The following is a 26,307-nucleotide window of genomic DNA, read 5'->3' on the forward strand; positions in this document are numbered from 1 at the left end:
GTGGTAAATGCCACTGGGTGCTAACCCAACTAAGATGAGGTTGTTTTTTCACAGCTCCTTTGCTGCGTTTGGTGATGTCCGCCCTTTGGCCTGAAGAAATGCGGAGAAATTGATTTATTGCGGATGACTTCTTACAATAGAGACCAATGGGAGAAGAAAGGGGAGCGTTTTAACGCATCAGAGACCAACGAGACGGAGATGAAAAAGACTAGTGCAAGGAGAAGCGGTTATTATCTGATATTTGCCCTTATGATGCTGGGATTGGGGGCAAGCGATGCGGCCAGGGGGGTATTCGCCCCCCTGTTCGGCGTGCGCTTTTCCCTATCCACCGGGCAGATCTCTCAGATCATTATGGTTTCCTATCTGGGAAACCTTCTTTTTATGTTGGTGGGGACCGGAATGTCTGACCGCATCGGGATCCGAAGAGCCTTCTTACTCTCTCTTTTCGCCTGGATCTTGTCTCAGGGCATCTATCTTCTGACGGATTCCTACCCGGCCCTTCTCCTGGGCGTCTTCCTGGCGATGGGGGCGTCGACCCTCTTAAATATTCTGCTCAATATGATGAGTCCCCTCCTCTTTGTGGGTCCGGCCACAGCGGTCAACAGTCTCTTCTTTATTCAGGAAATCGGAACGACCCTGACCCAGGGAGGGGTGGGCAGAAGGGCAGATTCGATCTGGACCTGGAAACTCCTGTGTCTTGCCCTCCTTGCGATTGGTCTGGTCTCATGGCTGGCTTATTTCAGGCTGTCCGCCGGAGATTCATCGCTTGAGAAAGCGGATCGCAAGACGAGGGAAGGAGAGGGGAGGGACCGGGTTGGCGCAGTCTACCGGCGGATTATAAGAGAGGGGGACTTCTGGCTCTTTGTCTTGATCTTCGGTTTCTATTTCATCGCGGAACATGGGATTATGAACTGGATGAATCTCTATGGCCGCAAGGGCCTTGGGATGGAGGCGAACCGGGCCTCCCTTCTTCCCACCCTCTTCTTCTTCGGAATGATGCTGGGACGGCTGATCTTCGCCCCCTTAGTCGGCCGGATGGACCTTCGCAGGGCCCTCCTCCTTTTTCTTGGCGGGGGCACCTGCTTCTATCTCCTATCCTTCTTCTTCCTGGGCAGAGCCTACTGGCTTCTCTTCGCGGCCGGACTGGGCCTGTCTGTCATCTATCCGACCATGACCATGTGCATCCGCCTCTACTTCCCGGAGGACATCGCGACAACAGCGGCGGGGGCGATTATGGGGCTTGCGACCTGCTTTGACATTCTTTTTAATTTCAGCTTCGGCGGTCTGATCGACCGGGTGGGGTATCGGCTAGGAATCCTTCTTCTGCCCCTCTTTATCGTCCTGTGTCTGGGTGCCTATCTCCTGCTTTTCGTGAGAAAAGGGGGGGGAAGCCAGGAGCTTTTAGAATAGGGATACAAGAGGGGGCTTTTGTCTGCTAATATGGTCCATAGAGCAGACTGTGTTACAAGATACCGGGAAGGAACGAAGGGCTTGTATGGAGGAGGTAAGGGATGTCATATATTCGGAGAACCGCAGCCGTCTTCTTGATCGTGGGACTCATGTCTGTCTGTGCGGCTTGTCATATCTATGTGGATGGACATCCTCTGACGACAGAGGAGCTGCGCCAGAGACTGGAAGAGCAGTATGGAGCCGGGAATTATGAACTCAGGCAGGTCGACAAAGATCACTGGGAGGTGTCTTTGCCCCGGTATCCGGAGCTTCGCTACACCGTGACAAAGACGATAACGAGGGGAGGCGTGATTCCGCTTCCGCGACACTCCTCTGTGGAGAATCGGATGGAGAAGTTGGGGAGTCTCCTTGTGCCCAAGTATTTCTCCCCCGAGGAGCAGAAGAATATCAGCTATACAAGCAAATATGCAGGCGGCTGGATGCAGATTGAAGTCAGGTCGGATTTCTCCGATGAGAAGAACATCGCGGATCTGCAGAAGAAGGTGGAAGCCCTTGTTAAGGATATGAGGGAGAACTATCCGGCGGTCGCCAGGGGTACGGGTGTGACTCTCAGTGTCAGAACCACAACAGAAGACCAAGAGAAAGCCTTGCGAAAAGACGCATCGAAGAAGACCGGGAGCCCCAGGATGAACCTGCGGAAGTCGGGCCCGGTGGATGACCGCGATATCTCAAACTACCTGGAGGCGGTATATGGCAAGGGAAATGCCGATTATCGTGAGTCGGAGGTCTACCCGGGAGAGTATTACATCCGGCTCAAGAATTATCCGGATTTCTCCTTTCGGCTTACGGTTGGGAGGGATTTCTATGGGAGGAAGATCCTCTCAGACGACCGCTATCAGGATGCGATAGACTATCTAAGGAAGGAATTTGCCGAACGCGTCCCCGGCGCGAACTTCTCTCTGAAACTGGATTACAAGGCCTGTCAGGCTGCTACATCAGCGGACCTGAGCCGGGAGGATCGGATTCCTGATTTGATTGAATTTCACACGAAGACACTGGACTTCATTCAGGAGTATGCCGGCCTCATCAATGCGGACGCGCCGGAGGGGCGGTCCGGAGAGATCCCCCTGCTGTCCGTCAGTCTGTCGTTTGATCTGTAGGGAAACCGGCGGGGAATACGAGCCGGCGGCCGGCCGTGGGGGATTGAGCGAGCGGAAAGTGGCGGGAGAGGCAGGCTCAAGAAGGAAGAGACAGAATCGGGAGGATTTCCGGAGAGAGGAGGGAAGATGACGATTCAGGAGGAGCTATTCGCCCTTCGGGACACGGGCTATGCCGACTTTCAGAGCAGACTCACACCCAATGTCCCAAGAGAGGCTTTCATCGGCGTTCGTGTGCCGGAACTCAGAGAGCTGGCTAAGCGGATCGGCCGGGAGGATCCGGGCAAGTGCCGGGACTTTATGCAAGACCTGCCCCACACCTATTATGATGAGAATATGCTCCAGAGTCTTCTGATCTCCAACATCCGAGATTTCGAGGCCTGCATCAAGGCCCTGGACGCCTTTCTCCCCTATGTCGACAATTGGGCTGTCTGTGATATTCTCTCTCCGTGCATCTTCAAGAAGGAGAGGGACCGGCTCCTCGACCGGATACCGCACTGGATCGACTCGGACCTGACCTACACCTGCCGCTTTGGAATAGAGATGCTGATGACTCACTTCCTGGACGATTCGTTCAAGCCCGCATATCTGGATCTGCCCGCAGCGGTCCGGTCCGATGAATACTATGTCAACATGATGATTGCCTGGTTCTTCGCCACTGCTCTTGCCAAGCAGTGGGAGGCCGCCATCTCCTATCTGGAAGAGGACCGGCTCTCGGTCTGGACCCACAACAAGACCATTCAGAAGGCCCGTGAGAGTCACCGGATCAGCGAAGAGAAGAAGGAGTATCTCAGAGGATTGAGGCGGGGATAGGGCGAGCTTGAATGAGAATCGGAAACGGGGTACAGAAGACGGAAGCGGCGCAGAGTGGGCAAGTGGCATTTCTGCCCAAAAGCGATTACACTAACCATGAAACGAAGTCAAAGACAAAAGGACATATAAGGAAAAGTTCATGAAGTTCCTCGAGAAGAAATTATTGGGATTTCCCCTATACGGATACCTGACAGCGATTCTGCTCTATGCCCTGCAGAACTTGCTCTATGAGCAGATCCGCTTCTATCAGGAGCGGGTGGGGGTGACCTGGCACACGACTAAGATCCCGGTTATCGATGACCTGATTCCCCTGCAGCCGGAGTTCTGGATCATCATCTATCTCTTCAGCCATCTCTTCTGGATCATAGGGCCCATCGCCGCCTCGAAGGTGGACAAGGCCCGTTATCGTGATTTCATCGCGGGAGTTGTCATTGCGGAGCTGATCGGGGCGGCAATCTTCGCCCTCTATCCGACGGGGATGAACCGGGTGGCAGAAGGCCTGCTCAACAACAATCCGGGCTTCTTCAACGAGCTTCTCCAGTGGACCTACGCGGCGGATGGGACCATCTATGGGACCAACCTCCTCCCCAGTTTCCACTGCCTGATTTCCACCTCCTATTTTCTGGTGGTGTATAAGAGGCCGGAGATCTCCAGGGGATACCGCATCTTCGCAGGCCTTTTCTGCATCCTGATCTATATCAGCACCGTAACGACCAAGCAGCACTTTGTAATTGACATCCCGGCAGGGATTCTCTTGTCCGTCCTCGGCCATGCCCTTGCCAGCCGCTTCCACCTGGGGAATCTCGGCAGACGGGAGAAGGCCGAGGCCGGGGAGCCCGGCAGAAAATAGAGCCTTTCCCATGGGAAAAGGCCCTCGCCCGCAGATAAGAACAGTGAGAGTACCATGAAGAATTTTAACGACAATTTTCTCAATAAGATCATGCGCTATGTGCTCCTGACCTTCCTGATCATGCTGGTTATGGTCTGGGCCTACCGGCACCTGGACACGGTTCTCTGGCAGGCCGGCGTCTTCATCGGCTGGATCACGGGGATCTTAAAGCCCCTGGTCTACGGGGTGATGGTCGCCATGCTCCTCTCCCCGGTCGTGCACAGGCTGGAGAGGGGGCTGGCGCACCTTCCATTTCTGCGCAGCCACAAGCACAGGACCCGGGGCCTGTCTGTCGCGATTACAGTCCTGGCGGCCGGCCTGGTCTTCTTCCTCGTCGCCTCCCTCCTCCTGTCCTCCCTGACCAACAGTCTGCAAGCGGTCAGCGTGGAGAACCTTCAGATCATCGTCAATACCTTCCACGAATCGATCTCCGGCATCTGGAACCTGGTCCGAGAGATAATGGACCGCTTCAACATCGATCGGTCGCTCCTGCAGAATACGGTCAATAATATTTCCAACTGGGCCAGGAATTCCGCCACGAGCGCGGCCAAGGGGGTGACGGGATTTGTCGGCACTGCCTTTGTCACGTTGATTTTTTCCATCTACTTCATGGCGGACCACGAGGGATTCGCATCCTATTGGACCAAGGCGGCCAAGGCGATTTTGCCCAGGCGGGAGTACGACTACTTCTCGGAGTTTTTGAAGAACGCGGGGCACGCCTTTGTCGGCTATGTGCGGGGCCAGCTGCTGGATGCGGTGCTGATTGGCGTGACCATGTCCATCGTCCTGTCCCTGATTGAAGTTCCCTATGCCCTTCTGATCGGCCTTATGATGGGTATCGGAAACCTCATCCCCTATGTGGGACCTGCGGTCGGCTATATCAGCGTGACCTTCGTCTGCATCTTCACAAGGGACTACCGCATGCTTCTGATCGCCCTGATCGCCGTCTTTGTAGTCACGACCATTGACGGAAATGTGATCAATCCGAGGATTCTCTCCAATGCCGTGTCCGTGCACCCGGTCCTTGTGATCGCGGCCCTTCTGATCGGCTCGGCCGTGGGCGGGGTGGCCGGTATGTTCATAGCGGTTCCCCTGGCCTCCTTAGTCCGGATTTACTTTGAAAAACTGGTCGACTGGCGCTGCGCGGAGCTCGACAAAAAGGCGGAACAGGCGGCCGGTGGCGGAGAAACAAAATAAGAGAGGGGAACAAGGACCTGCGAACCGGCAGCCGGAGGGAGAAAATCTCCGGATAAAATGCACAAAAATGCATTCAGAATATGTACAGATCAGACAAAATAGGCAGCTGACACGGATATAACATAGTTTGCATCAATAAAATTGCTATAATTATTCCTAATAGAGGTTTAACCTGGTTGCGTTCGTTTCCCTGTTGGAATCGTTTTGACCGGGGCACAGTAGGAGGGAATATGAAGAAAAGAACCTTAGCGCTTGTAATGGCAGCTGTTATGCTGGCATCCGTATTTTCAGGATGCGGCGGCGACGGCGGATCCTCATCCGGCGACAACAAGTCTTCCGGCAAGAGCCTTCGCCTGGTGAATGGCAAGATCGAGGTTGACGCCCAGCTCAAGGAGCTGGCAGAGGCCTATGAGAAGGAGACCGGAACCAAGGTGACGATTGAGTCCATGGGCGGCGGCGTTGATATTCAGGGTCAGCTGAAGAACTACAACCAGGCCGGAAATATGCCGGACCTCTTTGTGTGTGGCGGCGCCAGTGACTTCAAGAACTGGAAGGGCAATATCGTCGACCTGAGCGATCAGGCGTGGGTCAAGGACACGGATCTGGCCTATAAGGAGGACGGCAAGGTCTACGGCTTCCCCTATACCCAGGAGGCAATCGGTCTGTGCTATAACGCCGATCTCTTAAAGAAGGCGGGCATTGATCCCAAGTCCATCACCGGACCTGAGAGCATGAAGAAGGCCTTTGAGACTCTGGATGCCAAGAAGAGTGAGCTGGGCCTCACAGCCGTTATCGGCTATTCTACAGAGCCCGTCAACCTCTACTGGTCTACCGGCAATCACATCTTCTCCGCATACCAGGACGGCGGCCTCCAGAGAGGCGATACCAAGTATTTCGATATGCTCTCCAAGGGTGAGATTGACAAGACCCGTTTCAACGACTTTGCCAAGATGGTCGCTCTCTTCAACAAGTACTCGGATCCCGCACTTCTGGTATCGGGCACGTATGATCAGCAGATCTTAAACTTCGCCTCAGGCAAGTACGCCTTTGTTACCCAGGGCTCCTGGATCGGCGCGACAATGACCGGCAAGGATGACAAGGACGCCTACAAGGCTGCCGGCAACTTCAAGTGCGGCATCATCCCCTACGCATTCCAGGATGGCATGGACCGGCTTGAATCTGATTCTCCTTCCTACTGGGCTGTCACCAAGAATGAGAACAGCGATGAGGCCAAGAAGTTCCTCCAGTGGTGCGCCGGTGACGCAGGTCAGCAGATCCTGGTCGAGAAGGCCGGATTTGTAAGCCCCTTCAAGTCTTCCAAGTATGTAGCGTCTGACCCCTTCGCACAGGATCTGACAGACTATCAGAAGGCCGGAAAGACGTCCAGCTGGACCTGGCTTGGCAATAAGGAAGGACTGGCTCAGAACGCACTCGGCCAGGTATTCAATGACTATGCTCAAGGCAAGATCGCAAGTCCGGAGGACTTCACCAATAAAATTGCGGCAACGATTAAGGACTATTACAGCAAGTAACCGCTGAGGAGAGACAGGGGGGGCAGAGCCCCCCTTTTTTCCAATTTCATAATTGACAATCAATCCGGCAGACGACACACCGGAATAGAGTTAGAGAGTTAGGAGCAAGAGCAATGAATAACGCTTCCCCAATACGAAAACCTATTTCCATCGGTGTGCTAACCACGGGAATTGTCCTCATGGTAGGTGCACTGATCATTGACATTAGCGGGATGAAATTTAGCGCCAGAGGGGCCATGCTGATTATCGGCATCCTGGCCGCCCTCTATGGCCTCTACCGCCTTCCCAGCCCCAAACATCACAGGGGAATCATCTATTTTATATTCCTCTTTCCACTGGTATTCGCCTTTGCGGTGACGGTTGTCATCCCGCTGGTTCTCGGCGTTGGTTACTCCTTCACAGACTGGACGGGAATCAAGATCACCAAGTTCGTAGGACTGGCCAATTACTCGAGCATGTTCCGGGATCCGGCCTTCCTCTGGTCGGTTCTGATTACCTTCCTCTTCGCCGTGCTGAATATCATCATGGTCAACCTGATTGGTTTCGCCCTGGCCCTCCTGTGCACTTCCGCCATCAAGGGGACCGGCTTCTTCCGCGCGTCTTACTTCCTTCCCAACCTGATCGGAGGTATCGTGCTGGGCTATATCTGGCAGTTCGTCTTCAACAACGTTCTGATTCAGATGACCAAGACCTCATTCCTGGCGAATACGGGGACGGCCATGGTCGGTATTATCGTCGTCTATATCTGGCAGTACGCCGGCTATATCATGCTGATCTATATTACGGGTCTGACCCAGGTTCCCAAGGATGTCATTGAGGCGGCTTCCATCGACGGGGCCAATTCCCGCCAGATTCTGTGGAATGTCCGGATCCCGCTGATTATGCCGACCATCACCATCTGCACCTTCCTGACCCTCACTTCTGCCTTCAAGCAGTTCGATGTGAACATGGCTCTGACCAATGGAACCGGATCGGTGGACGGCTTCCTGGGCGGTTACCTGGCCAACGGCACCCAGATGCTGGCCCTCAACATCTATAACACGGCCATCTCCAAGAACAGCTATGCGGTCGGCCAGGCCAAGGCAGTGCTCTTCTTCATTATCCTGGCAGCCGTATCTCTCATCCAGGTGAGAACGATGAATCGTAAGGAGGTGGAGTTGTAATGAGCCATTCAAGCAAGTTAAAGAAAATTCTCTTGACCATTCTGGGAATTGTGATCGCGGTCTATATCCTCTTCCCCTTCTATCTGGTGATCCTGAATGCCTTCAAGAAACAGAGCGCGATTGTGGCCAACCCCATTGCCTTCACAGGGGCTTCTTTTGGCCAGCTCCTGTCTAACCTGCACAGTGTGGTCAACAACTCCAACTTCCGTTTCTGGTCTGCCTTCGGGAGCTCGGTGATCATCACCATCTGTTCACTGGTCCTTCTGGCGGTGCTCGGCTCCATGGCGGCCTGGGTTATCTCCAGAAACAATCAGAAGAAGTGGGCGACGGCCATCTACATGGTCTTCATCGCCTCTATGATTATTCCCTTCCAGGTCGTTATGCTCCCCCTGATCTCAACCTTCCGCGATGCGGGCAAGTTCGTGGGAGTCAGTCTTCTCCAGTCGATTCCCGGAATTGTCTTCGCCTATCTCGGATTCGGCGGAGCAATGACCGTGTTCATCCTGACCGGATTCATCAAGGGCGTTCCCTATGATCTGGAGGAGGCGGCAGCCATTGACGGCTGCTCTCCCGAGGGGACCTTCTTCCGGATCATCTTCCCGCTCTTAAAGCCGGTCATCACGACCGTCACGATCTTAAACGGGATGTGGATCTGGAATGACTTCCTTCTCCCCTCCCTGATGCTGGGACTCAATGGAAAGATCAAGACCCTGCCCGTCGCCGTGCAAGCCTTCGTGGGCTCTTACGTCAAGCAGTGGGATCTGATCCTGACCGCAGCACTTCTGGCAATCATTCCCATGATTATTGTCTTCCTGATCGGCCAGAAGCAGATCATGAAGGGCATGGTTGAGGGTGCCGTCAAGGGTTAATCCATAGAAACCGTAAGAAGTAAGAGAGGGGTCACTGTCTCTTGTGTCCGCAGGAAGGGCGGATGTAAGGGGCGGTGGCCCTTCTTGATGTTATCAGAAGGGCAGTCCTCGCCCTGGGCAGGAGGGGAAAAGGCTAGATGGACAAAAAAGGAGCCGAAGAGATGGGGAAAGGAGTCGAAGGGGCAGAGAAGGAGCCGAAGAGATCGGGGAAGGAGTCGAAGGGGCAGAGAGGGAGCGGAAAGGAATGCAGAAGGAATCCCGGGAAAATTGGGAAAGATTTCTGAAAAATCAGGAAAAGAACATTGTGAAAAGCCGGCGCGGCGTGCATAATGTGCATATGCGCAGGCATCAGATACCCGAATGCGAAGATCATATCGGGAGCTTCCCGGCGGGAGGAAGGACAAATCATGAAGAAAACCTGGTGGAAAGAGAGTGTCGTCTATCAAATCTATCCTCGCAGCTTCTGTGACAGCAACGGAGACGGAATCGGGGATTTGAAGGGAATCTGCTCAAAACTCGACTATCTCAAGGAGTTGGGCATCGATGTCATCTGGCTCTCCCCCATTTATAAGTCCCCCAATGATGACAACGGATACGATATCAGCGACTATGAGGATATCATGGAGGAGTTCGGCAGCATGGCGGACTTCGAGGAAGTGCTCAATGGCTGCCATGCCAGGGGGATCAAGCTGGTCATGGACCTGGTCGTGAACCACACCTCCGATGAGCACCCCTGGTTCATAGAGTCCCGTCAGAGCCGCAACAACGATAAGAGGGACTACTATATCTGGAGAGACCCCGTGGATGGTCATGAGCCCACCAACTGGGGGAGCGCCTTCTCCGGTTCTGCCTGGCAGATGGATGAGAAGACAGGCCAGTACTATCTTCACCTCTTCTCCAAGAAGCAGCCGGACCTCAACTGGAATAACGCGAGGGTGCGGCGGGAGGTCTTCGACATGATGACCCGCTGGTGCGAGAAGGGAATTGACGGATTCCGCATGGATGTGATCTCTTTGATCTCCAAGCCGGACGTCTTCTCTGACTTTCCCACACAGGGAGGTCTCTACGGTCCTCCGGAGGCCGTTGCCAATGGACCTCATGTCCATGAATACCTGCAGGAGATGAACCGGGAGGTCCTCTCACAGTTCGATCTTATGACCGTGGGAGAGACGGCCGGTGTCACGCTGGAAGAGGCCAAGAAATACGCCAACAGCCGGGGAACGGAGCTGGGCATGGTCTTCCAGTTCGAGCACGTGGGTCTCGATCAGGATCCCGCGTCTCCCTACAAGTGGTCTACAATGAAGATGCCCCTGGTTCCCCTCAAGGAGAACCTGTCCAAGTGGCAGACGGGTCTGGACGGCTGTGCCTGGAATTCCCTCTTCTTCTGCAATCACGATCAGCCCAGGATTGTCTCCCGTCTGGGGGATGATTCCGATCAATACCGGGAGCGGAGCGCCAAGGCGATCGCGACCATTCTTCACATGATGCAGGGGACACCCTACATCTATCAGGGAGAGGAGCTTGGCATGACCAATGCGGGCTTTTCCTCCGTGGACCAGTTCCGTGATCTGGAGTCCATCAATGCCTATTGGGAATTGACGGAGAAGGCCGGAATGGATCCGAAAGACCTGCTTCCCATGATCGCGCACAAGAGCAGGGACAATGCCCGCACCCCCATGCAGTGGTCGGACGCGCCCCAGGCGGGATTCACCAAGGGAAAACCATGGATTGATGTCAATCCCAACTACGTCAGGATCAATGCCAAGGAGCAGCTGGGCCGGAAGGACTCCGTCTTCTCCTACTACAAGAAGCTGATCGCCCTCCGGCATGCCTCCGATCTAATTGTCTACGGACACTATCGGCTCCTCCTGCCCGAAGATCCGGATCTCTTCGTCTACACCAGAGAATGGGAGGGGAAGAGCCTGCTTGTCGCAGCCAATTTCTCGACGCATGAGAGGGAATACCGGCCGGATCCCGCATTTGCCGGTGGAAAGGTCCTGATTCAGAACATAGAGGGACATGATCCGGCGGACGGAAGACTGGCCCCCTATGAGGCCTATGTCCTGGAAGTATAAGGAAAATGCTTGGAAGAGGATTTCTCTTCTTCAATGAGGTTAGACAATGAATAAAATGTGGTGGCAGGGAAAAATCGCCTATCAGATCTATCCCAAGTCATTTCTGGACACGACAGGCAATGGCATCGGCGATATCCGGGGAATTATTTCCAAGCTGGACTATCTGCAGAAACTGCATGTGGGAATCATCTGGCTCTCGCCCTGCTTTGTGTCTCCCCTGGCCGATGAGGGCTATGATATCGCAGATTACTATCGCATCGACCCCAGATTCGGCAGCAATGAGGACCTCTTTGAGCTGATACGGGAGGGAAAGAAGCGGGGGATCTCTGTGATTCTGGACCTGGTGGTCAACCACTGCTCCGATGAGCACGCCTGGTTTCAGGCTGCGCTGGCAGACCCGGAGGGCCCCTACGGGAAGTACTTCTATATTGAGGACGGCGTGGACGGGCATGAACCCAATAACTGGAGATCCCATTTCGGGGGCCCCGCCTGGGAACCCATCCCCGGGACCAAGAAGTACTATCTCCACCTCTTTCACAAGAAGCAGCCGGATCTCAACTGGGAGAATCCTGCCCTTCGGGAGGAGATCTACCGGATGATTAACTGGTGGCTGGACCGGGGCATTGCCGGCTTCCGCGTAGACGCCATCATGAACATCAAGAAGGTCTTCCCCCTGGCGGCCCATAACTATCCGGCAGACCGGGGCGACGGGATGAGCTCCTGCCATCAAATGATTCAGGAGGCGAAGGGGATCGGAGATTTCTTCCGGGAGATGCGGGACCGGTGCTTCGTCCCCCACGACGCCTTCGTGGTCGCAGAGGTCTTCGACGAGAAGCCCGACCAGATCGAGGAGCTGATCGGGGCCAAGAGGGGCTACTTCTCCACCATGTTCGACTTCCGATCCGCTGGCGTGGGCCGGTCCGACAAGGGCTGGTACGCGGACAAGCCGATTCAGCCGGACCAGTACCGGGATGCCTGCTTCGAGACCCAGGACCTGATCGGAGACCGGGCCTTCATCTCCACCCTGATAGAGAATCACGATGAGCCAAGAGGAGTCAGCCACTATATCCCGGCGGCAGACCTCTCCGAGACGGCCAAGAAGTTCCTGGGGACCATGCAGCTGATGCTGCGGGGACTCCCATTCATCTACCAGGGCCAGGAGATCGGGATGGAGAACACGCATATAGACCGGCCGGATCAGATCAGTGACATCGCCGCCAAGGGGCAGTATCAGGCGGCCATCGAAGCCGGACTGAGCCGGGAAGAGGCCATGGCCGCGGTCAATCGCATGGGCAGGGATAATGCCAGAACACCGGTCCAGTGGACCGACGGCCCCGAGGCGGGATTTACTTCCGGTAAGCCCTGGCTTCCCGTCAATCCCAACTATCGAAAGATCAATGTAAGAGCCCAGGAGGAGGACCCGGATTCCGTCCTCAATTACTACCGGAGGCTGACCGCCCTACGGTCGGACCCGGTCTATGGGGATACCGTCGTCTACGGTGATTTCGAGCCATATCTGCAGGAGGAGCCGAGACTTATGTCCTTCTATCGAAGAGGGGAGAAGACCCTTCTGATTCTGGGCAACTTCTCGACAGAAGAGAGAAGAGTCAAACTCCCGGGACAGGTCAGAAAGCTTGTCCTGTCAAATGTGGATGTGGATGTGAATGTGAACCCTGACGCGGTGGTGACAGAAGGAAGCCCGGCCCGGCCCGGGGAGAACAACCTGACCCTGGCACCCTACCAGGCACTGATTCTGGAACTGGCATGAAGAGGAGCGCCGGGGAGACACCGGAGGGAAAGGGCAATTGGTTCGGATGGTTCGTCCTGGCTTTCATTTTCTGACCCGATTCACGAGAAAATGTTTGAAAAATTTGTGAAAAAACCTTATAAATAAAGGGGGAAAGTGGAAGACATGCGGATACTCTATTTGGAACTTGGAATGGGAATCGCAGGAGATATGTTCTCAGCTGCGCTTTACGAGCTTCTGGAAGAGCATCGGCAGAAAGAGTACCTGGAGATTATGAACGGCCTCGGCCCGGATGGAGTCGGGGTTGAGGCGGAAAGCGTCAGAAATGCGGGTGTAAAGGGCACGCACATATATGTCCGCCGGCAGGATCGGGGCCATCGTTCGGCCGATCGGGAGCATGGACATGATGCGGAGGCTGCGCATCCGCACCGGGGGATGAAGGAGATCCGCCGAATGGTGGCGGGATTTGCCCTCTCCGAAGGCCTGAAGCAGAATATTCTGGCTGTGTATGACCGGATCGCCGCAGCGGAGGCAAGCGTTCACGGTGAGTCCGTGGAGGAGATCCATTTCCACGAGCTGGGATCGATGGAAGCCATCATCAATGTGACCTCCGCTTGTCTTCTGGTTGAGATGCTTTCCGTTGACCGGATCATTGCATCTCCGGTCCGGGTGGGCTACGGGTCCGTGCGAACGGCCCACGGCCTGCTCCCGGTGCCTGCTCCGGCTACGGCTCGCCTGCTGGAGGGGATTCCGATCTATGCGGGCCGGGTGGAGGGGGAACTCTGCACGCCGACGGGGGCCGCTCTGGTGCGGCACTTTGTCCGGGACTTCGGCGCCATGCCTCCGATGCGTCTGTCCGGGACCGGTTACGGGATGGGCGGGAAGCAGTTCACCAGCCTGAATGCGGTCCGCGCTTTCTTGGGAGAGACCGATGAGCGGTCGGCCGGTATCTGTGAGCTGGACTGCAATCTGGACGATATGACGCCGGAGCGGATTGGCTTTGCCATGGATCGTCTCTATGAGGCGGGGGCGGTTGAGGTCTATACCAGCCCTGCCTTCATGAAGAAGTCCCGGCCCGGAGTTCTGCTTGTCGCCCTCTGCCAGGAGGATCGAAAGCAGGCCGTGATCGAGGCGATCTTCAGGCACACGACGACCCTGGGCGTCCGCGAGAGCGTCAAGCGGCGCTATATCCTGGACCGGGAGATTGAGACGGTCCAAACGGACCTGGGACCGGTTCGGAGGAAGAAGGCCTCCGGATATGGGGTCCGTCGGGCCAAATATGAGTATGATGACCTGGCCAAAATCGCCAGGGAAGAGGCCTGCTCCATGGAGGAGGTTCTCGCAAGAATTGAGAGATAAGAGGCGCCCTGCCGAAACATCGGTTCCGGGAGGGCGCTGACATAGGGAGAAAGAAGATGAAGAAGATGTTTCAGAATCTCTCTTTCGACCTGATTGCCGTGTTAGTGATTAGTGTTCTGGCAGTTATGATCGGATGGGGGATAAGCAAACATGCCCTGCCCCTGCCGATGAGATCGCCGGAGCCGGACAAGACACAGATGGTCAGCGTGAGCATCCAAAACGGGGCTCAGAGCGCCAATAAGGAGGGGCAGGTCAACAGCCTGCGCGTCTATGATCCGGACTCAGATGATCTGGCCGAATATACGGACGGAAGCAAGGCACCGATTGGCAGCCATGTCGCCGTCTATACTTACAACCTGGCCAGTGATGTACACCTGTCGATCAGGCATGACGGGCAGACCGTTGCCGATGATGACATCCCCCGCCTGGAGTCGGATCGAAAAGTGAAGATCTACGACGTGATCTTGAAGGGGAACCTTGCGATTGAGACCAAGGAGATCAACCTCAAGAACCTGCAGAAGATCGCGACGGTACATGTCAATGACGGAAGTCTGGCAGAACTGACAAGTGATGGCAGGGCCATAAAGGATGGCGAGGATCTCGCTTTCGGCCGGAGAAGCATTCAGATTCGGCCGACAGACAAGGACCTGAAGGCGCAGATTCGAATCGGAGATCGGCTTGTCACCGATCAGGTGATTCTGAAGGGACAGTCCGCTTCCATCGATGACCTGTCGGTGGACGGAGACCTCTTCTTCGACCTACGTCCAGCCAGCGACGAAGAAGTGACAGAGGTCCGGGAGGCAGAGGAGAAAGCGGCCCGGGAGGCAGAGGAGAAAGCGGCCCGGGAGCGCGCCATCCGGGAGAAAGCGGAAAGAGACCGGCGGGCGGCCGAAAAGCGAAAGACCAATCAGACCAATCAGACCAAGCCCACAGAGGGTGGCCAGGTAAAGCCGGATGACAGCGGCCAGAGTAAGCCGGACGATGGGGGCCAGGTGAGCCCGGGAGACGGAGGCCAGAGCAAGCCGGACGATGGGGGCCAGGTAAAGCCGGATGACGACGGTCACAGCAAGCCGGACGATGGGGGCCAGGTGAAGCCGGATGACAGCGGCCACAGTAAGCCGGACGATGGGGGCCAGGTAAGCCCGGGAGACGGAGGCCACAGCAAGCCGGACGATGGGGGCCAGGTGAGCCCGGATGATGAGGATGACAGCGAATCTGATGCGACGGTGACCATCCAAGACCGGAGCGGAAGACTCTTCGTCGCCCTTCTGACAGGCAGTGACCAGGATTCAAGTGAACGGAATCCCGAGAATATGAATCTCATCTCGTCCGGGACCAGACTTCCGATCGGAAGCAGGATCAAAATCTATAAGTACTTTAACCCGGACTACCCCAGGCTGAGAGTGATTCACAATGGCAAGTGCATCGTGGACATAGGGGATTATCCGGCGGGAACGGTAGATGCCCTGGATACGGTCGAGCTGACCCTGGAGGGAGACCTCTTCGTATCGACCGGTCCCTCGAAACAAGTGTGTTTATAAGCAAGGTATTCATAAGGCTGATCTGCAAGGGAGAAAATGTCTGACAACTGGGCATTTTCTCCCTTCTGTGTTAATCTTAAGGATGAAAAAGATGCTTGTTACTCTGATAGACTGCGTGGGAAGGAGGCGGTTATCATATGGATTTCAAGCAAGCGAGGGTGACAAAAATTGTCCGGGAGACGAGTGATATCTATAGTGTTCAGATGGAGATTCCCGAGGGCTACGAGTGGAAGGCAGGCCAGTTTGCGATCTGGAAGTTCGACAACTACGTGGCCCCGGAGAAGGAGAAGGAGGACCGGGTCTTCACCATTGCCTCTGCCATGGAGGACCGGTATCTTATGTTCTCTACCCGCATCGGGGATCGGCACAGCTGGTTTAAGGACATCCTGCTCAGGCAGCTGGAGGCGGGAGACGACATGCTTGTGTCTTCGCCCATGGGACAGATGGATCTTGCGATGGAGCGCTGCGGGCGGAGCCTTCTGATCGCCGGAGGCATCGGGGTGACACCGATTCGTGCGCTCCTCCGCCACTACAGCGACCACAACGTACCGACGCACGAGATCGAGCTCCTCTATGCGGACAGCAGGGGAGAGTTTGCCTACGGGGATTTCTGGAAACAGATCGAGGAGAGGATGCCCAATGTCAAGCTGCAGCTTCTGACGGATTCCAGTGTCTTCGCGGAGAAGGCGAGGAATTATGCCGTGTGCTATGGCAATGAGGCGGAGTACCTGATTGCCGGCTCTCCGGGGATGAACAAGGCCTTTCAGGCCAGTCTGGCAGAGGCGGGCGTTGCGCCGACGAATATGAAGACGGATGAGTTCTTCGGTTATGAATGAGGAGGAAGCATGATAGAGGAGACGAAGAAGGTCTACACACCCAGGGGAAAGCACAAGCTGCTGCAGCAGATCATCCGTTTTGGATTTGTGGGCGGGCTGAGTTTCCTTGTGGACTTCGGGGTATACAATATCCTCTGCAACCTCCTGTCTGTCCACTATCTGATTGCCGGGATTGCGGGCTTTGTCATCTCGGTGATTGTCAACTATCTGCTCTCAATGAAGTTCGTCTTTGAGAGGCGGGAGGACATCTCAAGAACCCATGAGTTTCTGGCCTTTGTCCTCCTGAGTGTCATCGGCCTGGGAGTCAATGAGCTGGTTCTTTTTATCAGCATCGACGGAATCTATCATCACTGGCCCTGGCTGTCCTCCTGGCTTAAGATCAACTGGGCCAATGCCATCGCGAAGCTCGGAGCGACCGCGATTGTCATGGTCTATAACTTCATCACCAGAAAGATATTCCTGGAGAAGCACTGAGGCCGGCTTTTGCTACAGGCCGGTCCGGTCGCGGGAGGGGAGGAGTGAAGATGAAGATCAGGGAAGTTACGCTTGGGCTTACAGGAATCAAGACGCCGCAGAACGGGTTCGGCGCCCTGCCCATCCAAAGGAGCCGCCCGGAGGAGGCGGTTCAGATTCTCCGCAGGGCCTATGAGGGAGGGATGACCTTCTTTGATACGGCCCGGGCCTATTCCGACTCCGAGGAGAAGATCGGTCTTGCCCTGTCGGACGTGAGAGACCGGATCTTCCTCGCGACCAAGTCCCGGGCCAAGAACGCGCAGGATCTCCGGCAGGATCTCATGACCTCTCTTGACAAGCTGAAGACCGATTACGTGGATATCTTCCAGTTTCACCAGGCGGATCGGTGCTACAGACCCGGAGACGGAACCGGCATGTATGAGGAGATGGAGAAGCTGAAGTCGGAGGGGAAGATCGGCCACATCGGGATCACGGCCCACAAGATCGGCGTGGCGGAGGAGGCGGTGGAATCCGACCTCTATGAGACCCTTCAATACCCCTTCTCCTATCTGGCTTCCGACCGGGATTTGGCCCTGGCCGCAGCCTGTCGAGAGCATGGCATGGGGCTGATTGCCATGAAGAGCCTGGCCGGGGGACTGATCAATGACAGCCACGCGGCATTTGCCTTTATGAATCAGCCCGCCTTCGACCATGTCATCCCCATCTGGGGGATACAGCGGATGCGGGAACTGGAGGAGTGGCTGGTCTATATGGAGGCCCCTGCCAAGATGGATGAGGCGGCCAAGCGGGCAATCGAGAAGGACCGGGCGGACCTGTCCGGTGACTTCTGTCGGGGCTGCGGCTACTGCATGCCCTGCCCGCAGGGGATCCGTATCAACCAGTGTGCCCGGATCGGACTGATGGTGCGGAGGGCCCCCTCCCAGGACTGGCTGTCGGACTACTGGCAGGCGGAGATGGAGAAGGTCAAGACCTGCATCCACTGTAACGCCTGCTCCTTCCGGTGCCCCTATGAGCTGGACACACCGACCCTCCTGGAGAGGAATCTCAGGGACTATGAAGCCCTTCTGGCGGGAGAGAAGTCGGTGGAGGATCACCTTGTCCTGGGATAGAGGAGGGAGCTATGTTAGAGAAGAAGACCATCCTATTGGGGGTCAGCGGGTCCATTGCCGCCTATAAGATCGCCGGTCTTGCCAGCATGCTGGTCAAACAGAAGGCGGATGTTCACGTCATTATGACCAGGAACGCAACGAACTTCATCCATCCGATCAGTTTTGAGACCCTGACCTCCAACAAGTGTCTGGTGGATACCTTCGACCGCAATTTCCAGTTCAATGTAGAGCATGTGGCCCTGGCCAAGAAGGCAGACCTCTTTATGGTCGCGCCCGCCTCCGCGGATGTGATCGGCAAAATTGCCTCAGGCATTGCAGACGACATGCTGACTACGACTATCATGGCGACAGAGGCACCCAAGCTGCTTGCTCCCGCCATGAACACCCGTATGTTCATGAATCCGATCGTCCAGGACAATCTGAAGAAGCTGGCCGATTACGGATACGGCATTATCAGCCCCGCCGAGGGCTATCTGGCCTGCGGGGACAGCGGAGCCGGGAAGATGCCGGAAGCATCCGTCCTCTTTGACTATATCCAGAGGGAGATCGGGGCCGACCATGACCTGCTCGGCAGGAAGATCCTGGTGACGGCCGGTCCTACCCGGGAGGCCATCGATCCGGTCCGCTTCATCTCCAACTACTCCACCGGCAAGATGGGCTATGCCATCGCCCGGGCCGCCATGCTGCGCGGGGCCCGGGTGACCCTGGTCTCCGGGCCGGTGGAGATCGCTCCGCCGCCGTTTGTCAAGCGAATCTCGGTCTCATCCGCAGCGGAGATGGCGGAGGAGGTCATTCGCCTGGCCCCCAGGATGGACGCGATTATCAAGGCGGCAGCGGTGGCAGATTACCGGCCGGCCGCCGTGGCGGGAGAGAAGATCAAAAAGCAGGAGGGGGAGACGTCCATTGCCCTGGAGCGGACCCAGGATATTCTCAGATATCTGGGCGAGCACAAGAGGGAGGGGCAGTTCCTCTGCGGATTCGCCATGGAGACGCAGAACCTGCTCGAGAATGCCAGGGACAAGCTGGAGAGGAAGAAGGTCGACCTGATTGTGGCCAACAGCCTGCGGACGGCCGGAGCCGGCTTCGGAACAGATACCAATGTGGTGACCCTGATTGACCACAAGGGGCAGAGAGAACTGCCTCTACTGACCAAGGCCCAGGTGGCGGATGCCATCTTAGACTACATGAAGGAGTGCGGCGTCTGGATCCTCTGATTCCGGTCAGAGGATCCTGCGAAGCCCCTTGGGGTAGTGGTTTTTCATGCTTCCCCCGGCCAGCTTGCCCCAGCCTAAGTGGACGCCGTCAACCGTGACCAGGTACCAGCCCTTGGCTCCCTCCGCGCGAAAGGTCTCGCCCCGGATCCAGCGCTCTGCGGTGAAGACCGAGTGGTCGGAAGCGGTGCCCATGGCGGTGAAGGCTGAACGCTCGGAAGCGGTGCCCATGGAGGGAAGGCTTAACGTGCGGAGAAGCTGCCGGGGTATCAGGGCGTGGGCCAGTGCGTGCGAGGGCTCAAAGCGGTTCTTTCGGATGGTCCCCAGATGGAGGCCGGCTCTTGTGAGGCGAAGCCCCTTGAGCGAGGGGAGTCCCCGGGGGATGCGGTAGTAGTCGTCCTTGAAGCGGAGGATGATCCCATCGTGGAGGAGTCGGTCGACCGTTTCAGGGGTGACGGTCTCCCTGAGGAAATCGGCAAGGAGGGGCAGGTCCCGGTCCTTAAGCCCCGGAGCGGCGTTACCGCTGCCCGCGCGAAGGAGCTTCTCCTCCGGGCGATCGGAAAGCGAAGGACGGCCTTCTGCGCCGGTCTCCTTGCGCAGAACCGCAATATAATGGCCCTCGCCCCGCAGCTTGTGGGGCCAGAGACGGATCGTCCCCTCCAGGGGGGAGGGGGTCATGCCGGAGCAGAGGGCGGCCGGCTCGATCCGGTAACCGGGGTGACGGGACAGAAAGCGGCGGATTGAGCCCTCGTCTTCGGCCGGCGCGAAGGTGCAGGTGGAGAAGACCAGACGGCCTCCCTCCGCCAGCATCCGGTCTGCGGCATCTAGTATCCGGTCGTCCCGATCGGCACAGGCCTGTACGTTCTGCGGGGACCACTCCGAGCGGGCGATGGGGTTCTTTCGGAACATTCCCTCGCCGGAGCAAGGGGCATCCACCATGATCTTGTCGAAGAAGCGGGGGAAATGGCCGGCAAGGCGGTCGGGATCCTCATTGGTCACAAGGACATTGGCCGGGCCCAGCCGCTCTATATTCTCAGAGAGGACCAGGGCCCGGTTGGGAACGATCTCATTGGAGACTAAGAGCCCCCGGCCCTCCAGGGCGGCGGCGATCTGAGCGCTCTTGCCGCCGGGAGCTGCGCAGAGGTCCAGGACATAGTCCCCCGGCAGGACATCCAGGTAAGTGGCGGGAGCCATGGCGGAGGGCTCCTGAATATAGTAGAGGCCCGCCTCATGATAGGGGTGCTTGCCGGGCCGCCGGTCCCCGCTGTAGTAGTAGGCATCCCCGGCCCAGGGGATGGGATCCGACAGGTCGCCGATGACCCGGGAGAGGAGGTCCTGAGCGGGACCGGCGGGAAGGGCCTGCGGGTTCAAGCGAAGCCCGTGCAGATGGTCCTCCTTCTGATAGGTCTCCATGAAGTCGTCGAATTCCGGTCCCAGCTGCTCCTGCACCCGGTCGATGAAGGCGGATGGGAGGGAGGGGGCACCCGGCTCGCGCGGGAGAAGATGGTTCTTAGCGGATGCGGACATAATATACCTCGCGAAATGAATCACACATTACAGGGATTATAGCATTTCTTCGCCCGGGCTTCGGGTGTAAGATGGACAAGAGGATCTGTCGCCAAGGAGGTCTCTATGATCAATCAGCACTACAAGTCCATGCTGAATGCCAAGTCTGTCATCCGGGAACTGTCCGAATACGCTGCGGCAAGAGGCCGCAAGATTGGGCGAGAGAATGTCTTCGATTTCTCCCTGGGGAACCCAAGCGTCCCGGTCCCCGAGTCTTACACAGCGTCGGTGATTAACCGCTACCGGACCATGGCTTCTACGGACCTGCACGGCTATTCTCCGTCTCTGGGGATCCCCGAGGTGCGGGAGGCCGTGGCGGCAAGCCTGCGGAGACGGTTCGGCCTTCCTTATGAGGCCGGTCACATCTTCATGACTTCCGGGGCGGCGGGCGCCATTGCCCATGCGGTCCGGGCTACAAGCAGACCCGGTGATGTCGTGCTAACCTTTGCCCCCTTCTTCCCGGAGTACATACCCTATGTGGAAGGGACCGGGGCGAGGCTTGAGGTCGTCCCGGCCGATACGGAGGATTTCCAGGCCAATCTGGAAGGCCTGGACCGGATGCTCACGCCCCGGGTGCAGGCGGTCCTGATCAACACGCCCAACAACCCGTCCGGAGCCCTGTGGACCGAGGAGACGGTCGAGAAGCTGGCAAAGATCCTGCGGCGCAAGCAGGAGGAATACGGGCATGACATCTTCCTGATCTCTGACGAGCCCTATCGGGAGATCGTCTTCGACGGGAAGAAGGCCCCTTATCCGGCGGCTTACTATGACAACAGCCTGACCTGCTATTCCTTCTCCAAGTCCCTGTCGGTGCCCGGTGAGCGGATCGGCTATGTGGCGGTCAATCCAAGGGCGACAGATGCTAAGCTCCTTGCGGCCATGTTCGGACAGATCAGCCGGGAGATCGGCCACAACTGCCCGGCCAGTACAGCCCAGTACGGGATCTGCGACTGCATTGATCAGACCAGTGACCTGTCTGTCTATGAGGTCAATCGGAACCTGCTCTATGAGACACTTGTGGATCTGGGCTTTTCCGTGACCCGGCCCGGCGGGACCTTCTACATCTTTCCCAAGTGCCTGGAGGAGGATGCCGGGGCCTTCTGCAGGAAGGCCGTGAAATATGACCTGATCCTGGTCCCCTCGGATAACTTTGGTCTGCCGGGATATTTTCGCATGGCTTATTGCATGGACACGGATAAGGTCCGGCGGTCTCTTCCGGTCCTGCGAGCATTTGTTGAAAGAGAATACCCAAAGCGCTGAAACAGGGAAGAGAGACAGGGGACAGGGGAGATGGGAACTTGTTTTTTTCGCCTATGAGAGTTAAAGTTTTGACATGTGAGAGGGATCGGCAAAGGATCCCGAACCCGTGGGTTTCGATGGAAAGAAGGGTGGTAAAGTGAAGAAGCATTTTGAGGATATCGTCTCGAAGGTCAGGGAATTTGAGACCAAGACCGTCGCTGTGGCCAATGCTCAGGACGATGCGGTGCTGGAGGCGGTCCATGAGGCCAAGAAGCGGGGGATCGCCAATGCAGTCCTGGTCGGGGATGAGGAGAAGATCCGCGCCATCGCGGCTAAGCTTGCTATGGATCCCGCCGAGTGTGAGATCATTGACGAGAAGGACCCCATCCAGGCCTGCAGGAGAGCGGTCAAGCTGGCGCACGACGGCAAGGTCGACATGTATATGAAGGGCCTGATCGACTCCAAGGACTTCCTTCGGTCCGTGCTGGACAAGGAAGTGGGACTTCGGACAGGAAAGCCACTCTCGCATGTCTGCCTCTTCGACCTCCCCTTCGTAGACCAGCTCCTCTTCCTGACAGATGTGGCCTTCATGACCTATCCGACCCTGGAGGACAAGGTTCATATCATCAACAACACGGTGCCGGTCTGCCGGGCCTGCGGGATTGAGGTCCCCAAGGTGGCCTGTCTGGCAGCGGTTGAGGTGGTCAATCCCAAGATGCCCGTCACGGTGGAGTCTGCCGAGCTGACCCGGATGAACGATGAGGGTGAGATCACCGGCTGCATCGTGGACGGTCCTCTGTCACTCGATCTGGCGATCGATCCCGAGGCGGCCAGACACAAGGGCGCTACGGACCGCAAGATCCAGGGAGATGCGGATATCCTGCTCTTCCCGGATATTCACGCCGGAAATCTCTGCTACAAGGCCATTGTCCGCATTGACGGCATGAAGAACGGCTGCATTCTGACAGGGACCAAGGTGCCCGTGATCCTGACCAGCCGGTCCGATACCTTCGAGACCAAGGTTAATTCCATCGCCCTTGCGGCCGTTGTCGCAGAGCAGATGAAGAAGGAGGGGGCTCTGTAGGAGAAGCTTACGGAGGACTACTGCAAACAGAGAGCTTATTTCACGCAAGAGGGGGTAAATCATCTATGGCTATCAAGAGTTTCATTATCAACCCGGGTTCTACCTCAACCAAGCTGGCCGTCTTCGAGGACGAGAACCTGGTCTTCGATGAGACCCTCCGCCACTCGACGGAGGAGCTTGCCGGTTTTGAGCATATCATTGATCAGAAGGACTTCCGCAAGCGGATGATCCTGGATTTCCTGGCAGACAAGAAGGTGGACATCCATTCCTTCGACGTGATTGTCGGCCGCGGCGGGCTCTTAAAGCCCATCCCCGGCGGCACCTATGCTGTGACAGACGCCCTTCTGGCTGACCTCAAGGTCGGGGTGCAGGGGGAGCACGCCTCCAATCTGGGCGGCGTCCTGGCCAGGGAGATCGGTGACGAGATCGGCGTTCCGTCCTATATTGTCGATCCGGTGGTCGTCGATGAGCTGACGGATGTGGCCAGGCTCTCCGGTGTGCCGGAGTGCCCCAGAGTGTCCATCTTCCACCCCCTCAACCAGAAGGCGGTGGCCCGCAAGTATGCCAAGGAGCAGGGAAAGAAGTACGAGGACCTGAACCTGATCGTCTGCCATCTGGGCGGCGGGGTCTCCTGCGGAATTCACGATCATGGACGGATTGTGGATGTCTACGGGGCCTTCAACGGAGACGGGGGATTCTCCCCGGAGCGGGCCAACGGCCTGCCACCCCTCTCCCTGGTCAAGCTCTGCTTCTGCGGCAAGTACAACCAGCAGGAGGTGACCAAGAAGATCATCGGAGGCGCCGGCTTCAACGCTTATCTCGGGACCAATGACGCCAGAGAGGTCTTTGAGAGGATCGACCGGGGTGATGCCTATGCCAAGCTGGTCATGGATGCCTTCATCTATCAGCTCTGCAAGAACATCGCCGCCAATGCCTCTGTCGTCAAGGGCCGTGTGGACCAGATCCTGGTGACGGGTGGTATCGCTTACCAGCCCAAGGTAATCGAGGCGATCCGCGACCGCGTTGACTGGATCGCTCCGGTCACCGCCTACCCCGGAGAGGAGGAGATGCTGGCTCTGGCCCAGGGGGCTCTGCGTGTCATGCGGGGAGAGGAGAAGGTCAAGACCTATTGATCCGGATTCGGAAGGAAAAAGCTTAAGAAAGCTTGGAAATAAGCATTAGAAATAAACATTAGAACAGAAAGGGACCGCCCCACAGGATGGGGCGGTCCCTTCTCATGAGACAGAGGACTCTGTGCGACAGATCGGTGCGCGGGGCAGGCAGGCCAGACAGGCCCTGCCTACGCGCAGGCCACTTCCCTGGTCGCGATCAGGTCTACACCGGTCCCGCAGACATCCGGAATGATGACATCTCCGATGTGAACGGGAGCGGGCACACAGACGTCTCGCATGGCCAGGCAGATCTCAGAGATCTTCTCCTTGGGGATGTCCTGTGCGGTCTTGACGGAGACCATGCGCATGTCCCCACCGGAGACACTGACGGAGGAGCAGACGACGCGGGTGGGATGGGTCACTTCCTTTCGGCCGTAATCGTCGCCGCGGGGGCAGGTGTTGCCGGATACGGAGGTTACCCGTCCGTCCTCAAGACTAACGGTCAGCTGACAGCCCAGAGGGCAGTTGATACAGGTTAAATATCTTTCTTCCATAATGAATCTCTCCCGGAATCTTTCTTGTTGTTCTGCTTGCAGGGACCCTCGGATCCGCTGCGGAAGGCATCGGTCGGTGAATGCGATTCAGCCTATTCAATTGCCAGACGGATGGATTTCAGGCCGGCATATTCGGTCAGTTGGCTCTTCTTGATCTTGATTTCTTCCATTTCGCCGGGAGCCATGACCCGTTTCCTGCGGGAGGAAATCTTCTGATCGTTGAAGTAGAGGGCCAGGGACTTGTCCCTGAACTCGGCACCCACGCGGAAGCGGAGGGTTAGGAGGTCTTCCATGGAATCGGGACGGATATACTGGGGAACCGTATAGCGGACGCCGTCCGTGGCAAGAACGGGGATGGGGGCGGAGGAAGAGTCCCGGTCTTCCGGGCCGGCCGCATCCATTCTACGGATGTACTCGGCGGCATGCCGTCCCGCATCCGCCGCCTCCTGGGAGGCGTAGTCGGCCAGGTCATGGACATGGAGGACGTTGCCGGCGGCAAAAATCCCGGGGACATTGGTCTCTAAGGCGTCATTGACGATAGGACCCTTAGTGACCGAAGAGAGGTCGACGCCGGAGGACTTGGAGAGCTCATTTTCCGGAATCAGCCCGCAGGAGAGGAGGAGGGTATCGCACTCATAGCGCTCCTCGGTTCCCGGGATGGGACGGGCCTTCGCGTCGACCCGGGCGATGGTGACCGCCCGGACCCGGTCTTTTCCCTCGATGTCAACGACCGTGTGGCTGAGCTTGAGGGGGATGTCGAAATCATTGAGACACTGGACGATATTGCGCTTGAGACCGCCGGAATAGGGCATGAGCTCGGCGACAACCTGCACCTTGGCTCCCTCTAAGGTCATCCGGCGGGCCATGATCAGGCCGATGTCTCCGGACCCTAAGATCACGACCTTATGGCCGGGCATCTGGCCCTCCATGTTGACCAGGCGCTGGGCGGTTCCCGCAGAGAAGATGCCGGCGGGCCGGTAGCCTGGAATATTGAGGGCTCCTCGGCTTCGCTCACGGCAGCCCATGGCCAGGATGACTGCCTTGGCTTGGATCCGGAACATGCCGTCTGTGGGATTCATGGCTGTGACAAGCTTGTCCGGGGAGATGTCCATGACCATAGTCCCCTGCTTGCACTCGATGCCCCGGTCGGCGACCTGGTCGATGAAGCGCTGGGCGTACTCGGGCCCGGTCAGCTCCTCCTTGAACATGTGGAGGCCGAAGCCGTTGTGGATGCACTGATTTAAGATGCCGCCCAGGCGGTCGTCGCGCTCGATGACCAAGATGCTGCGGACCCCCGCGTCATAGGCGGAGACTGCGGCGGACAGGCCGGCCGGGCCGGCGCCGATGATAACTAAATCGTAAGATAACAT

At 57.1% G+C, this 26,307-nt stretch carries 23 protein-coding genes; 20 read left to right on the top strand and 3 right to left on the bottom strand.

Annotation, left to right across the window (positions count from 1 at the left end; genetic code table 11):
• The first annotated feature begins 198 nt into the window (after nucleotides 1-198).
• From ACO5R6_RS05385 to coaBC, 17 genes are all read left to right on the top strand, one after another.
• Nucleotides 199-1,410, top strand: a complete 1,212-nt coding sequence (locus ACO5R6_RS05385; protein WP_485626166.1) for an MFS transporter — start codon at nucleotides 199-201, stop codon at nucleotides 1,408-1,410.
• A 101-nt stretch (nucleotides 1,411-1,511) separates the two neighbouring features.
• Nucleotides 1,512-2,570: a hypothetical protein gene (locus tag ACO5R6_RS05390; protein WP_485626167.1), complete on the top strand. Its 1,059-nt coding sequence runs from the start codon at nucleotides 1,512-1,514 to the stop codon at nucleotides 2,568-2,570.
• Nucleotides 2,571-2,696: 126 nt separating this feature from the next.
• The gene (locus ACO5R6_RS05395) at nucleotides 2,697-3,380 is read left to right on the top strand and encodes a DNA alkylation repair protein (RefSeq protein WP_485626168.1); all 684 of its coding nucleotides are present in this window, start codon (nucleotides 2,697-2,699) and stop codon (nucleotides 3,378-3,380) included.
• A gap of 139 nt (nucleotides 3,381-3,519) precedes the next feature.
• The gene (locus ACO5R6_RS05400; protein WP_485626169.1) at nucleotides 3,520-4,230 is read left to right on the top strand and encodes a phosphatase PAP2 family protein; all 711 of its coding nucleotides are present in this window, start codon (nucleotides 3,520-3,522) and stop codon (nucleotides 4,228-4,230) included.
• Nucleotides 4,231-4,284: 54 nt separating this feature from the next.
• Nucleotides 4,285-5,466 (top strand): AI-2E family transporter, encoded by a 1,182-nt coding sequence (locus ACO5R6_RS05405; protein ID WP_485626170.1) that lies wholly within the window; start codon nucleotides 4,285-4,287, stop codon nucleotides 5,464-5,466.
• Between the two features lie 230 nt (nucleotides 5,467-5,696).
• Nucleotides 5,697-6,998, top strand: a complete 1,302-nt coding sequence (locus ACO5R6_RS05410; RefSeq protein WP_485626171.1) for an ABC transporter substrate-binding protein — start codon at nucleotides 5,697-5,699, stop codon at nucleotides 6,996-6,998.
• A 113-nt stretch (nucleotides 6,999-7,111) separates the two neighbouring features.
• The gene (locus ACO5R6_RS05415) at nucleotides 7,112-8,161 is read left to right on the top strand and encodes a carbohydrate ABC transporter permease (RefSeq protein WP_485626172.1); all 1,050 of its coding nucleotides are present in this window, start codon (nucleotides 7,112-7,114) and stop codon (nucleotides 8,159-8,161) included.
• On the top strand, nucleotides 8,161-9,030 hold the full coding sequence (locus ACO5R6_RS05420; protein WP_485626173.1) for a carbohydrate ABC transporter permease: 870 nt from the start codon (nucleotides 8,161-8,163) through the stop codon (nucleotides 9,028-9,030). Before ACO5R6_RS05415 ends, ACO5R6_RS05420 begins: the two co-directional genes overlap by 1 nt.
• Nucleotides 9,031-9,167: 137 nt before the next feature.
• Nucleotides 9,168-9,314, top strand: a complete 147-nt coding sequence (locus tag ACO5R6_RS05425) for a hypothetical protein (protein WP_485626174.1) — start codon at nucleotides 9,168-9,170, stop codon at nucleotides 9,312-9,314.
• A gap of 123 nt (nucleotides 9,315-9,437) precedes the next feature.
• Nucleotides 9,438-11,105 (top strand): glycoside hydrolase family 13 protein, encoded by a 1,668-nt coding sequence (locus tag ACO5R6_RS05430; RefSeq protein ID WP_485626175.1) that lies wholly within the window; start codon nucleotides 9,438-9,440, stop codon nucleotides 11,103-11,105.
• A gap of 46 nt (nucleotides 11,106-11,151) precedes the next feature.
• Nucleotides 11,152-12,873, top strand: a complete 1,722-nt coding sequence (locus tag ACO5R6_RS05435; RefSeq protein ID WP_485626176.1) for an alpha-glucosidase — start codon at nucleotides 11,152-11,154, stop codon at nucleotides 12,871-12,873.
• 144 nt (nucleotides 12,874-13,017) lie between these two features.
• Nucleotides 13,018-14,211: a nickel pincer cofactor biosynthesis protein LarC gene (gene larC / locus ACO5R6_RS05440; RefSeq protein ID WP_485626177.1), complete on the top strand. Its 1,194-nt coding sequence runs from the start codon at nucleotides 13,018-13,020 to the stop codon at nucleotides 14,209-14,211.
• A 56-nt stretch (nucleotides 14,212-14,267) separates the two neighbouring features.
• Complete coding sequence (locus ACO5R6_RS05445) at nucleotides 14,268-15,752, top strand: hypothetical protein (RefSeq protein WP_485626178.1); 1,485 nt, start codon at nucleotides 14,268-14,270, stop codon at nucleotides 15,750-15,752.
• Between the two features lie 137 nt (nucleotides 15,753-15,889).
• Entirely contained in the window at nucleotides 15,890-16,588 is a 699-nt protein-coding gene (locus ACO5R6_RS05450; RefSeq protein ID WP_485626179.1) for a ferredoxin--NADP reductase, read from the top strand.
• Nucleotides 16,589-16,597: 9 nt separating this feature from the next.
• Entirely contained in the window at nucleotides 16,598-17,062 is a 465-nt protein-coding gene (locus tag ACO5R6_RS05455; RefSeq protein ID WP_485626180.1) for a GtrA family protein, read from the top strand.
• A 56-nt stretch (nucleotides 17,063-17,118) separates the two neighbouring features.
• Nucleotides 17,119-18,171 (top strand): aldo/keto reductase, encoded by a 1,053-nt coding sequence (locus ACO5R6_RS05460; RefSeq protein ID WP_485626193.1) that lies wholly within the window; start codon nucleotides 17,119-17,121, stop codon nucleotides 18,169-18,171.
• Between the two features lie 11 nt (nucleotides 18,172-18,182).
• Nucleotides 18,183-19,385 carry a bifunctional phosphopantothenoylcysteine decarboxylase/phosphopantothenate--cysteine ligase CoaBC gene (gene coaBC, locus ACO5R6_RS05465; protein WP_485626181.1) on the top strand — a complete coding sequence of 401 codons (1,203 nt, stop codon included), beginning with the start codon at nucleotides 18,183-18,185 and terminating at the stop codon, nucleotides 19,383-19,385.
• A 6-nt stretch (nucleotides 19,386-19,391) separates the two neighbouring features.
• On the opposite strand, the gene ACO5R6_RS05470 is transcribed toward coaBC, so the two are convergent.
• Nucleotides 19,392-20,909 (bottom strand): RsmB/NOP family class I SAM-dependent RNA methyltransferase, encoded by a 1,518-nt coding sequence (locus tag ACO5R6_RS05470; protein ID WP_485626182.1) that lies wholly within the window; start codon nucleotides 20,907-20,909, stop codon nucleotides 19,392-19,394.
• Nucleotides 20,910-21,014: 105 nt separating this feature from the next.
• Between ACO5R6_RS05470 and ACO5R6_RS05475 the strand changes: the two genes are divergently transcribed.
• The 3 genes from ACO5R6_RS05475 (at nucleotide 21,015) to buk (ending at nucleotide 24,404) form a co-directional block, all read left to right on the top strand.
• A complete protein-coding gene (locus ACO5R6_RS05475; RefSeq protein WP_485626183.1) occupies nucleotides 21,015-22,208 on the top strand; it encodes a pyridoxal phosphate-dependent aminotransferase in 1,194 nt (397 codons plus the stop codon).
• Between the two features lie 136 nt (nucleotides 22,209-22,344).
• Nucleotides 22,345-23,271, top strand: a complete 927-nt coding sequence (gene ptb / locus ACO5R6_RS05480) for a phosphate butyryltransferase (protein WP_485626184.1) — start codon at nucleotides 22,345-22,347, stop codon at nucleotides 23,269-23,271.
• Nucleotides 23,272-23,336: 65 nt separating this feature from the next.
• The gene (gene buk / locus ACO5R6_RS05485; protein ID WP_485626185.1) at nucleotides 23,337-24,404 is read left to right on the top strand and encodes a butyrate kinase; all 1,068 of its coding nucleotides are present in this window, start codon (nucleotides 23,337-23,339) and stop codon (nucleotides 24,402-24,404) included.
• Between the two features lie 167 nt (nucleotides 24,405-24,571).
• Here the strand turns inward: buk and ACO5R6_RS05490 are convergent, their stop codons facing one another.
• Both ACO5R6_RS05490 and ACO5R6_RS05495 read right to left on the bottom strand, forming a co-directional pair.
• Complete coding sequence (locus ACO5R6_RS05490) at nucleotides 24,572-24,937, bottom strand: DUF1667 domain-containing protein (RefSeq protein WP_485626186.1); 366 nt, start codon at nucleotides 24,935-24,937, stop codon at nucleotides 24,572-24,574.
• A 92-nt stretch (nucleotides 24,938-25,029) separates the two neighbouring features.
• Nucleotides 25,030-26,307, bottom strand: coding sequence for an NAD(P)/FAD-dependent oxidoreductase (locus ACO5R6_RS05495; RefSeq protein ID WP_485626187.1), 1,278 nt, complete (start codon nucleotides 26,305-26,307; stop codon nucleotides 25,030-25,032).

This window comes from Shuttleworthella sp. (assembly GCF_057251025.1).

What these genes read in the sequence shown, in the direction of transcription:
- larC (WP_485626177.1), top strand. Translation starts at nt 13,018, where the DNA reads ATGCGGATACTCTATTTGGAACTTGGAATGGGAATCGCAGGAGATATG.
- ACO5R6_RS05430 (WP_485626175.1), top strand. Translation starts at nt 9,438, where the DNA reads ATGAAGAAAACCTGGTGGAAAGAGAGTGTCGTCTATCAAATCTATCCT.
- ACO5R6_RS05400 (WP_485626169.1), top strand. Translation starts at nt 3,520, where the DNA reads ATGAAGTTCCTCGAGAAGAAATTATTGGGATTTCCCCTATACGGATAC.
- ACO5R6_RS05405 (WP_485626170.1), top strand. Translation starts at nt 4,285, where the DNA reads ATGAAGAATTTTAACGACAATTTTCTCAATAAGATCATGCGCTATGTG.
- ACO5R6_RS05395 (WP_485626168.1), top strand. Translation starts at nt 2,697, where the DNA reads ATGACGATTCAGGAGGAGCTATTCGCCCTTCGGGACACGGGCTATGCC.
- ACO5R6_RS05450 (WP_485626179.1), top strand. Translation starts at nt 15,890, where the DNA reads ATGGATTTCAAGCAAGCGAGGGTGACAAAAATTGTCCGGGAGACGAGT.
- ACO5R6_RS05390 (WP_485626167.1), top strand. Translation starts at nt 1,512, where the DNA reads ATGTCATATATTCGGAGAACCGCAGCCGTCTTCTTGATCGTGGGACTC.
- ACO5R6_RS05490 (WP_485626186.1), bottom strand. Translation starts at nt 24,937, where the DNA reads ATGGAAGAAAGATATTTAACCTGTATCAACTGCCCTCTGGGCTGTCAG.
- ACO5R6_RS05470 (WP_485626182.1), bottom strand. Translation starts at nt 20,909, where the DNA reads ATGTCCGCATCCGCTAAGAACCATCTTCTCCCGCGCGAGCCGGGTGCC.
- ACO5R6_RS05435 (WP_485626176.1), top strand. Translation starts at nt 11,152, where the DNA reads ATGAATAAAATGTGGTGGCAGGGAAAAATCGCCTATCAGATCTATCCC.
- ACO5R6_RS05415 (WP_485626172.1), top strand. Translation starts at nt 7,112, where the DNA reads ATGAATAACGCTTCCCCAATACGAAAACCTATTTCCATCGGTGTGCTA.
- coaBC (WP_485626181.1), top strand. Translation starts at nt 18,183, where the DNA reads ATGTTAGAGAAGAAGACCATCCTATTGGGGGTCAGCGGGTCCATTGCC.
- ACO5R6_RS05385 (WP_485626166.1), top strand. Translation starts at nt 199, where the DNA reads ATGAAAAAGACTAGTGCAAGGAGAAGCGGTTATTATCTGATATTTGCC.
- ACO5R6_RS05475 (WP_485626183.1), top strand. Translation starts at nt 21,015, where the DNA reads ATGATCAATCAGCACTACAAGTCCATGCTGAATGCCAAGTCTGTCATC.
- ACO5R6_RS05455 (WP_485626180.1), top strand. Translation starts at nt 16,598, where the DNA reads ATGATAGAGGAGACGAAGAAGGTCTACACACCCAGGGGAAAGCACAAG.
- ACO5R6_RS05410 (WP_485626171.1), top strand. Translation starts at nt 5,697, where the DNA reads ATGAAGAAAAGAACCTTAGCGCTTGTAATGGCAGCTGTTATGCTGGCA.
- ACO5R6_RS05420 (WP_485626173.1), top strand. Translation starts at nt 8,161, where the DNA reads ATGAGCCATTCAAGCAAGTTAAAGAAAATTCTCTTGACCATTCTGGGA.
- ACO5R6_RS05425 (WP_485626174.1), top strand. Translation starts at nt 9,168, where the DNA reads ATGGACAAAAAAGGAGCCGAAGAGATGGGGAAAGGAGTCGAAGGGGCA.
- ACO5R6_RS05495 (WP_485626187.1), bottom strand. Translation starts at nt 26,307, where the DNA reads ATGTTATCTTACGATTTAGTTATCATCGGCGCCGGCCCGGCCGGCCTG.
- buk (WP_485626185.1), top strand. Translation starts at nt 23,337, where the DNA reads ATGGCTATCAAGAGTTTCATTATCAACCCGGGTTCTACCTCAACCAAG.
- ACO5R6_RS05445 (WP_485626178.1), top strand. Translation starts at nt 14,268, where the DNA reads ATGAAGAAGATGTTTCAGAATCTCTCTTTCGACCTGATTGCCGTGTTA.